Raw genomic sequence first — 7360 nt, 5'->3', positions numbered from 1 at the left:
GGATCGTCTGGCCAGCCAGAGCTACTATATTGAAAATGGGTTTTCTACGGTCGCGGTCTGTCAGCCATCCCGGCAGTCGATGTTAACGGGCCGTTATCCCGGAAAGTATGGCGGCAAGGGGTTCTTTCCGATTGGTAAAGAGGTGGAAACCGTTACGGCGAGGCTCAAAAAGCATGGGTATATAACGGCAACGCTGCACAAAGTCCATCATATGCTGCCTGCGGAAAATTTCGCCTGGGATTATACCGCGCAGCAGTTTGGGATCCAGGAAGAGGATATCATCGTTGGTCGATCGCCCGACTTGTTTTACAAGTCGGTAAGCCAGATCGCGGAGCTGTCCAGAGAGCGAGACGCCCCGTTCATCTTTGTGGCGAATTCCGCCGACCCCCATCGTCCGTTCTCCGGGAACGCGAAGGAGGAAAAGAAGTTTATGCCGACCCGTTATCAGGAGATCCCGTCCCCGTCGCGCACCTATTCACCGGAGGAGATCAACGTGCCGACGGTTCTTCCGGATCTGCCGAGAGTACGCCAAGAGCTGGCTTATTATGCAAATTCGGTGCGGCGGCTCGATGATACGGTGGGTGCCTGCATGAAAGCGCTTCGCGATTCGGATGTGGAGGGGCAGACCGTTGTCGTCTTTGTGGCGGATAATGGAATGGCATTTCCGTTCGGGAAGTTTGACTGCTACTTGGACAGCAATAAAACGCCCATTCTTTTTCGGTTTCCCGATGGGTTGGGAGCGGGGAAGAAAAACTCGAACGCCCTCGTTTCGCTGATCGACATAACGCCGACGCTTTTGGAGTTGGCGCAGCTCCCCCCTATGGAAGGGATTGACGGAAACTCTCTGGTTCCAGTTTTTCAGGCCGCTGAAGAAGGCAAGATGTCTAGGTTCAGGGATTACGTTGTTACATTTCGACACGAGGATATCCTCTATGCCAACTATATAAAGATGTTCTCGGAAGGGAATCCTGGCTTTCTCGATGGCGTAAAAGCAAAGGGTTGGCGGTTGCGCCGCGATCACTCGAACCCCGGAACGTATTCGTTGGATCGCAATATGAGAATGATCTTTGATGGGCGTTATTCCTATATCTATAACCATTGGATGATGCATGGCAAGAAGCGGGTAACTCACCCTTCTAATATGACGTTTGGTGCCATGTTGAAGGGCGCAAAGTCCGATCCGGCCCTTGCGGAGCGGGTTGACTCTTACATGCATCGGGCTCCTGAAGAGCTCTACGATTATATGAACGATCGGGCGGCAGAGAACAACCTGATGGGTTCTCCTGAATATCGCGGGGTTTCTGAAAGGTTGAAAAAAGAGCTGCTGGATTGGATGCAGCGCAACGATGATCCGCAGATTGATGATTTTTCCTCCGATGCTGGGTTGATTCGTTAGATCATCATCGCGGTTATTCTGTTCTCGCGATATTCGTTGTCGGAAGAGAAAATGTATGAAATCAAGGATGCGTTGGAAGTGCGGAAAATGGAGCGTAAAATGATGAAGAATAAGTGCTTTAAGTGTTTGTTGGTGGGGCTGGCCGGGATTGCATTCAGCGCGGTTGCGGACAGGCCCAATGTTGTGATCATTCTGGCTGACGATTTCGGGATTGGCGGTGTGAACGCGATCGTGGACAGCGGCGGATTGATTGATACGCCGAACATGGATCGGCTGGTTGCAAACGGAATCAGCTTTACGGATGCGAGCACACCGTCGTCGGTCTGCTCCCCCTCACGGTACGGAATGCTGACGGGCGAATACGCATGGCGTACCCGCCTGAAGTGGGGCGTCGTGGCTGCGGCGGGTTTCAAGAATAACGAGGGGAACTTTGACCTGCTGATTGATACCGAAACAGAGACGATTGCCTCATACCTGAAAAAAGCCGGCTATCACACGGCTCACGTCGGCAAATGGCATCTGGGCTATACGAATGAAGATGTTTTGAAAACGTATGTTCAGCAGCCGCTGGTGCCGGGCCCGAGAAATATCGGATTTGATTATCATTTTGCGGTGCCGCATAATCTGGGCGACGTGGCAAAAGTTTATATCGAAAACGAAGGCGTCTATCAGCTCCGCTCTAAGAAGGTGAAGCAGTACCGAGGGGAGTTTAATAAGCTGTATCACGGATATGATGCGCCGCAGCGCGTCGCCCGCGAGGTGACGCAGAAGATAACCGATAAAGCCTGCGATTGGATGCGGGACGTCTCGGCAGCTTCGCCTGAAGATCCTTTCTTCCTCTATTTTGCTCCGGTTGCCGTTCACAGTCCGATTGTTTCGTCGGTCAAGAACGAGGGCGCAAGCAAGGCGGGGGCGTATGGCGACTTTATTCAGGATCTCGACGATTCGGTCGGACAAATTGTCGATCAGCTGGAATTGCTCGGAAAACTGGAAAACACGCTGCTGATCTTCACGAGCGACAACGGCGCAGACTTTTCGCCCCCTCAGAAACCGCAAGGGATTGCTAAGGCGGCAGGCTTAAAGCTGAACGGCGATCTGCGGGGCGATAAGCATACCATCTTTCAGGGCGGATTCATCGTCCCGTTTATTGTCCACTGGCCGAATGAAATCAAGAGCGCGCGGACAAGCAATCGAACGATCAGTCTGGTCGACATTTTTTCAACCATCAAAGAGCTGGTTCCGGTGAAGGGCGGCGAATCGACCTCCTGTGCTCCCGACTCCGTCAGTTTTGCCTCTTCCATTTTTTCAGCAGATGCGGACGCAGTGGAGCGCGGGCCGTTTGTAACGCATAGCGCGCTTGGATTGTATGCCGTGCGTCACAAGCAATGGAAATACATCGAAGGTCGTTTCCCGGAGTCGGTTCCCCTGGGCAAGAGAAAGAATGCGACCAATCAGGCGGTTCCCCAGCTCTATGACCTGAACGCGGATCCGAAGGAAGAGAACAATCTGTTCGGAACCCATCCGGAAGTGGTTAGTCAGCTACAGGGCATGCTGGATTCGATAAGAGATCGAGAAGCAAAATAACGACACGTCCACGACTTGTCCGTCGACAAACTTGACCAATGGTGAACTCGCCATCACCGTTTGTTTCCCGGATGCGCAACGGAGGGATTAGCCGGCGGCGCGGGTGATCTCTTCGAGCGTCAGGCCGAGGTGCCGAGCCAAAACTGAGTGTGTAAACAAATCAACACACATATTCAACATAACGTTGCTGTTTGAGGCTCAATTTTATTGTTACGTTCTCCCTCTTTAAGCTGAGATAATTTTAAGGAGTTTGAGTTTAATGAATACAGCAATATCCAAGTATCTCGGTCTGATTCTATTTTCTGTGTGTTGTCTCTCGCTTGCGACTCCTTTGGCGATTGCAAAACAACCGAACATCCTCTTCATTTTCGTTGATGATCAGGGGTATTACGACCTCGGCTGCTATGGAGCCACAGAGGTTGAAACACCGCGGATTGATGCATTGGCGAAAAGCGGTGTGCGTTTCACCGATTTTTACTCGGCCGCGCCCATTTGCAGTCCCTCTCGCGCCGGGCTCATCACAGGATGCTATCCGCGACGAACAGGTAACTATGTTTGGGTTCATCGGCCGGATGCGGAGGATGGAATTCCTGCGGAGCGTTTGACCCTCGCGGAGCTTTTTAAGGGCGCGGGATATACGACCGCCTGTATCGGCAAGTGGCACTTGGGTTTTAAGGAAGAATATCTGCCGCTGAATCAGGGCTTTGATCACCACTACGGAATTCTCCACAACATGGATTCGTTTGAGGTTTCGCACTTTGATGACAAAGGCGGAATTCCTTTTCTTTGTGATGGCGAGGTGCTTGAACGTGGTGTGGGCGCGGATCAGCTCACGAAAAGATACACCGACGAAGCTATTGCGTGGATGGAGAAGGTTTCCAGCGAAGGAAAACCCTTCTTTCTTTATCTCCCGCATACCATGTTGCATGACCCATTGGGCGTGAGTCCGGAGTTTGTCGGAACCTCAAATTGGAAAAAATGTCAGGAGTATGGCGACGCCATTCAGGAGATGGATTTTCATACCGGTCGGTTGCTGGATACGCTGAAGCGACTGGGCATTGCGGATGATACGGTGGTGGTTTATACGTCCGATAACGGGCGCGGGCCGGGGCGCAATGCCGATCAGCCGATTCGCGGCAATAAGCTGACGACTTTTGAGGGCGGGTTGCGCGTTCCCTTTATTGCGGCCGGTGCCGGAGTGCGCGAAGGCCATGAGTCAGACGTTGTGGCGCACATGATGGATTGCTATCCGACACTGGCCTCGCTGGCCGGAGTCAAGATTCCGGGAGACGTGATCCTTGACGGTCGCGATTTGAGTGCTCTATTGGCCGGGAAAACCGATGAGATCCCCGCGTTTGATGCCTCCGTTTCTTTGAATGCGGATGTTCCGCTTCGACGTCCATTCCATCTGGGGTATGAGTGGTCGGACTATTTTACGCAGGAGGAGTATTTGAACGCCTTCTTTTATCATGGCTCTCAGGGGGCGCTTGCCGCAGTCCGTTATGGCCCGTGGAAGTTGTATCTGAACCCCACACTGAAATTGTTTAACCTGAATCGTGATCCAGGAGAACGGAATGAGGTGAAGGTGGGGTGGCCGTCAGAAGCTATGATGGAGTCGACGGACCCGGAGGATGTTGAACAGGTGAGGGTTTGGAATGTGAAAACCAAGCTGCGCGGAATGGCGATCCGGTTCCAGGAAGAGATGCATTAATAATCTGATGCCATGCTGACACGATGGACGGGGCTGTTTGGGGTGCAAATCCATGGTGCGTTTCCAGAGCTGGCGGTATCGCAATCAAAGGAATTTTATGACAGGACATTATAGATCAATTCTTTTGGCGGGTCTTTTGGTGGCGTCCCTCGGTTTTTCCGAACGTCCAGTGGATCATCTGAATCTTTTTATTGGCACGGGGTGTGAGAAAACCGGAGCGGTCCAAGTGGACCTGCATGAAAAGTGGAGTTTCCGTCAGGTCGGAACCGCAAAATGGCATCCCGCAACCGTTCCCGGATGCAACTACACCGATCTGCTGGACAACGGTATCATCAACGATCCCTTCTGGCGGCTCAACGAAGTTGACCTTCAATGGGTCGACAAGTTTGACTGGGAGTACAAAACCACCTTTGACGTGGATTCGACGCTGTTGAATCACGACCGTGTAGAGCTCGACTTTGAGGGACTCGACACCCACGCCGACGTCTACTTGAACGGGTCAACGATTCTTTCCGCCGATAATATGTTCCGCAACTGGCAAGTGGATGTAAAAACTCAGCTCAAGCCGGGGCAAAATGAACTCCGGATTCTTTTCCGTTCTCCCCTTGCTGAGGGAATTAAAAAATACGATGAGTTAGACTATATCATTCCAGTTTCCAAAAACGATCGGGCCAAGTTCGGGCAAGTGCCAGGTGGAAAGAAAGTATCTGTCTTCAATCGAAAAGCGCTCTATCACTTCGGATGGGACTGGGGGCCGCGCCTCGTTTCCAGCGGCATCTGGCGCCAGGTAAAACTCAACGCGTGGAATCAATCGCGAATCACAGACCTGCGTATCCTTCAAAACAGTCAGTCGGAAGCATGCGCGCAACTAACCGCGGTGTTTGAAATTGAAGCCGAATCCGCGGGCGCAGCCACTCTTGCGATTCTTGTGGATGAGGGGTCCGTTGCCGAACAAGCCGTGCAACTCAACGCCGGGATCAACACCTGTCGTCTCGACTTTGAAATCCAGAACCCGGAACTCTGGTGGTGCGCCGGGCTGGGCGAGCCCCACCTCTATGACATTGCCGGAACCCTTACACAAGGGGAGCGAATCGATCGCAAATCCCACCGGACGGGCATTCGAACCGTCAAGCTCGTGCGTGAAAAAGACGATATGGGGACCTCGTTCTTCTTCGAAGTCAACGGCATCCCCGTCTTTATGAAAGGCGCGAACTATATTCCAAACGATATTTTGCCGACCCGCGTATCGGACGCCAAATACCGCAAGGTCATTCAGACGGCCGTCGACTCCAATTTTAACATGTTGCGGGTCTGGGGCGGAGGCTTCTATGAAAACGACATCTTCTACGACCTCTGCGACGAAAACGGTATTCTGGTTTGGCAGGACTTTATGTTCGCCTGCGCCATGATCCCCTCAGATGACGACTTTCTCGAAAGCGTTCGTCAGGAAGCCATTGATAACGTAAAACGTCTGCGCAACCACCCCTCGGTTTCCATCTGGTGTGGCAATAACGAAATCTTAACGGCATTGCCGTGGGCGAAACGGCAACTCATAGAACATGGCCTGGGCGGTTCGGATCCTGAAGGCGCGTGGGCTGTCGTCTCCAATGGGTATGAACGGATCTTTCACGACATCCTTCCATCCGTCATCGAGGCGGAAGACCCCGGACGTTTTTATTGGTCGTCCAGCCCCTCCGCCGGACAGGGAGTCAACCCGCGGACGGTAGGTTTGGGACATGGCGACGAACATTACTGGGGCGTCTGGCATCAGAAGAAGCCGTATGAAACCTATTCCACCCACATCGCCCGTTTTATGAGCGAGTATGGATTTCAGTCGTTCCCGGAGCTGCGTACCATCAAAGAATTCGCGCTCCCGGAGGACTACGGACTGTTAACCGACGTCATGAAGCATCACCAACGCTCGCCTGTGGGCAACGAAGCCATTGACCACTATCTGCTTCAAAGCTATCGCAAAACCAAAGACTTCGACTCCTTCCTTCACGTCGGTCAGGTCTTGCAGGCGGAGCTGATTAAATATGCCGTCGAGGCGCATCGCCGGGCGATGCCGTTTTGCATGGGAACGCTCTACTGGCAGCTCAACGACTGCTGGCCGGTCGCGTCCTGGAGTTCCATGGACTCTTCGCTGCGCTGGAAAGCGCAGCAGTATTTTATGAAAAAGGCCTTCGAGCCCATTTTGATTTCTCCGTTTGAAAAAGAGGGGGTTCTCGATCTTCACATCGTCTCCGACAAACTCCAACCGCTCCCCGGAACTCTTCGCCTTCGGGTGATGGACTTCAATGGAAAATTGCTTTGGACAAAAACCCTCGACGCTACCGTCCCGGCGAACACATCAACCGTCATCTGTTCCATTCCGCGTGAGGAGATTCTTGAAGGCATTGACGACACCCAGGCTGTGCTTCTTGCCGAATGGGTCGAAGAGGGCGCCGTGCAGGCTGATGCGCTCTATTACTTCCGCCGCGTCAAAGATCTGGAGCTTCCCGAGGCGACGGTGACGCATAAAATCAAATCGGTCTCTGACGGGTTTGAAATCACCTTAAAAACGGATCAGCTGGCGAAGAATGTTTATCTGACCATTGGCGACGAAGACGGATTCTTCAGCGATAACTATTTTGATTTGCTGCCCGGAACCGAAGTTTCTGTTCACCTCA

At 52.6% G+C, this 7360-nt stretch carries 4 protein-coding genes; all 4 read left to right on the top strand.

Annotated elements, in window-relative coordinates:
* Positions 1-1396 (top strand): sulfatase-like hydrolase/transferase (locus SCARR_RS27955; RefSeq protein ID WP_136066100.1); only part of this gene is annotated, 1396 nt, incomplete at its 5' end.
* Positions 1397-1447: 51 nt separating this feature from the next.
* The gene (locus tag SCARR_RS27950; RefSeq protein ID WP_136066098.1) at positions 1448-2980 is read left to right on the top strand and encodes a sulfatase family protein; all 1533 of its coding nucleotides are present in this window, start codon (positions 1448-1450) and stop codon (positions 2978-2980) included.
* 259 nt (positions 2981-3239) lie between these two features.
* Positions 3240-4691 (top strand): sulfatase-like hydrolase/transferase, encoded by a 1452-nt coding sequence (locus SCARR_RS27945; RefSeq protein WP_136066096.1) that lies wholly within the window; start codon positions 3240-3242, stop codon positions 4689-4691.
* Positions 4692-4788: 97 nt separating this feature from the next.
* The coding region (locus tag SCARR_RS27940) for a beta-mannosidase (protein ID WP_168433688.1) at positions 4789-7360 on the top strand (2572 nt) is incomplete at its 3' end.

It is taken from the genome of Pontiella sulfatireligans, assembly GCF_900890705.1.
In the GTDB taxonomy this organism is placed as follows: Bacteria; Verrucomicrobiota; Kiritimatiellia; order Kiritimatiellales; family Pontiellaceae; genus Pontiella; species Pontiella sulfatireligans.
This window is presented reverse-complemented; position numbering and strand designations above follow the sequence as displayed.

What these genes read in the sequence shown, in the direction of transcription:
- SCARR_RS27950 (WP_136066098.1), top strand. Translation starts at nt 1,448, where the DNA reads ATGTATGAAATCAAGGATGCGTTGGAAGTGCGGAAAATGGAGCGTAAA.
- SCARR_RS27945 (WP_136066096.1), top strand. Translation starts at nt 3,240, where the DNA reads ATGAATACAGCAATATCCAAGTATCTCGGTCTGATTCTATTTTCTGTG.